The sequence below is a fragment of the Sphingopyxis sp. genome, assembly GCF_016463645.1.
Taxonomy (GTDB): Bacteria; Pseudomonadota; Alphaproteobacteria; order Sphingomonadales; family Sphingomonadaceae; genus Sphingopyxis.
This window is the reverse complement of record NZ_JAEMQX010000226.1, coordinates 1-2,694: the sequence shown is the minus strand read 5'-3', so window position 1 is coordinate 2,694 and position 2,694 is coordinate 1. Positions and strand designations below refer to the sequence as shown.

The 2,694-nt window shown below is 64.6% G+C and carries 3 protein-coding genes; 2 read left to right on the top strand and 1 reads right to left on the bottom strand.

All coding sequences use genetic code 11. From position 1 onward, the window contains the following. Positions 1 to 39: 39 nt before the first annotated feature. Complete coding sequence (locus JHC57_RS21870; RefSeq protein ID WP_294032680.1) at positions 40 to 735, bottom strand: pirin family protein; 696 nt, start codon at positions 733 to 735, stop codon at positions 40 to 42. 140 nt (positions 736 to 875) lie between these two features. On the opposite strand from JHC57_RS21870, the gene JHC57_RS21865 reads away from it, so the two are divergent. Both JHC57_RS21865 and ctrA read left to right on the top strand, forming a co-directional pair. Next, positions 876 to 1,823, top strand: coding sequence for a LysR family transcriptional regulator (locus JHC57_RS21865; RefSeq protein WP_294032679.1), 948 nt, complete (start codon positions 876 to 878; stop codon positions 1,821 to 1,823). 186 nt (positions 1,824 to 2,009) lie between these two features. Continuing rightward, a partial coding sequence (ctrA, locus tag JHC57_RS21860) for a response regulator transcription factor CtrA (RefSeq protein ID WP_294032678.1) occupies positions 2,010 to 2,694 on the top strand: 685 nt, incomplete at its 3' end.

Below are 2,694 nucleotides of genomic sequence, written 5' to 3'. Positions count from 1 at the left end.
CCACAGGGAGGGGGACAGGCGGCGGCCCGGGGGGCTCGATTACAGGCTGTCGACGAGAACCAGTTCGGCGTCGTCGAGCGCCTCGACCGTGATCGTGCCGACATCGCGGAGCGCGATGCCGTCGCGCGGATCGGCATCCTCGCCGTTGACGCGGATGCGGCCCTTGGCGGCGACCAGATAGGCGTGACGTCCGGCCTCGAGGTCATAGGAGACGCTCGTCCCGGCGTTCACCGTTGCCGCGGCGACGCGGGCGTTGGCGCGGATCGGCAGGGCCTCGTCGCCTTCGATGCCGCTTGCCAGCGTCACGAACTGGCCCGAACGGTCGGCCTTGGGGAACTGGCGCGCGCCCCAGCCGGGATTGCCGCCGTCACGGTCGGGCATGATCCAGATCTGGAACAGCGTGGTTTCCTCGTCCTCGAGGTTGAACTCGCTGTGCGTCACGCCGGTGCCGGCGCTCATCACCTGGACGTCGCCCGCCGCGGTGCGGCCGGTGTTGACCATGGAATCGCGGTGGGTGATCGCGCCGGTGCGAACATAGGTGATGATTTCCATGTCGCGGTGCGGGTGCGGAGGGAAACCCGACTGCGCAGCGATGGCATCGTCGTTCCAGACGCGCAGCGCGCCCCAGCCCATGCGGTCGGGCTCGTAATAATTGGCGAACGAGAAATGGTGACGGGCGTCGAGCCAGCCGTGGTTGGCATGGCCCAGCGTGTCGAATTTGCGGATGTCGATCATTGGCCTTGTCCTTTCCTTGTCGCTCCACTCCGGGATTTTGCTGCCCGGCGGCGTTCATCTGTTGAGGACAAAATAGGCTCTTGGATCGTTTCTGAAATAGCGTAGATGGAAAACCATCGTTTCCGATTTTGAGGTATTCCGTGGCGCTTCCCGATTATGAAGGCTGGGCCTGTTTCGTCGCCGTCGCCGATGGCGGCAGCTTTACCGCGGCGGCGGCCGCGCTCGGCCTGTCGAAGGCGAGTGTGTCGAAGGCGGTGACGCGGCTCGAGACGTCGCTGGGTATCACCTTGCTGCATCGCAGCTCGCGCGTCGTTGCGGTGTCGACCGCCGGCGCGGGGCTGCTCGACGAGGCGCGGGCGATGGTTGCCGCGGCGACCGCGGCCACTGAGGCCGCGCGCGGCGACCGCGTCGATCTGGCGGGCCCGATCCGCCTCGCGGCGCCGATGAGCTTCGGGATCAAGGTGCTCGGTCCTCCGCTCGCCGTCTTTCTGGACCGGCATCCGGCGGTCGAGATCGAGGTATTGCTGAGCGATGCGCGGCACGATCCCGTCGCCGAGGGGATCGACCTGACGCTGCGCATCGCGCCGCTTGCCGATTCGAGCCTTCTCGCGCGCACGATCGCGCCGGTCGCGGCGTCGGTGATCGCGAGCCCCGCCTATCTGGAGAAGCACGGCACGCCCAGGCACCCGCTCGAACTCGCGGGCCACAGGCTGATCGGCTACGGCCACCGCCAGCGCGCGATGCCGCTGCATTTCCACCGCAAGGGCGAGGAGGCGACGGTGCTGCCGACGGGGCCGTTGTTCGCGAACAATGGCGATGTCGCGGTGCCGCTGGTGGTCGCGGGCGTCGGGATCGCGGCGCTGCCCGACTTCATCGCGGCCGAAGCGCTGGCATCGGGGGCGGTCGTCCCGATCCTCACCGACTGGTCGCTGCCGCAGTCGCATCTGCACCTGCTGTCGCCGCCCTCGCGGCTGCGCCCGGCGCGCGTGCGCGCGCTTTCGGATCATCTCGTCGATACGCTCAAGATGTCGTGCACGGGGGCGCACGACCGCTATATGGCGCTTCACCATGATGTGAAGACGGGCTGAACGACTGTTGCAAAATGGCCGCGACTCGCGGACTTCCGCGGGTTAAATCAAAATTAACCTTTTCCCTTCATTAGTTTCGTGGTTAATGTTCCGGCAGTCCTGCAACGGGGGTTGGTCGGGTGACATCCTTGATAGTCATGCGATCGGTTCGCGGGATTATCGTGGGAAACAGTCAAGGGGTGCCCAATGCGCGTACTGCTGATCGAGGACGAGCCGACGACCGCGAAAGCGATCGATACGATGCTCACCACCGAGGGCTTCAACGTCTATACCACCGATCTGGGGGAAGAGGGCTTGGATCTCGGCAAGCTCTATGATTACGATATCATCCTGCTCGATCTGAACCTGCCCGACATGCACGGCTATGACGTGCTGAAGAAGCTGCGCACCGCCAAGGTGCAGACGCCGGTGCTCATCCTGTCGGGCATTTCGGAAATGGATTCGAAGGTGCGCTCGTTCGGCTTCGGCGCCGACGACTATGTCACGAAGCCGTTCCACCGCGACGAACTGGTCGCGCGCATCCACGCTGTGGTCCGCCGTTCGAAGGGGCACAGCCAGAGCGTCATCAAGACCGGCAAGCTGGCGGTCAACCTCGACACCAAGACGGTCGAGGTCGATACGACGCGCGTACATCTGACCGGCAAGGAATATCAGATGCTCGAACTGCTCTCGCTCCGCAAGGGCACGACGCTGACCAAGGAAATGTTCCTGAACCACCTTTATGGCGGCATGGACGAGCCCGAACTGAAGATCATCGACGTCTTCATCTGCAAGCTGCGCAAGAAACTCGCGCTGGCTTGCGGGGGTGAAAATTATATCGAGACGGTCTGGGGCCGCGGCTATGTCCTTCGCGACATCGACGACGAAGGCA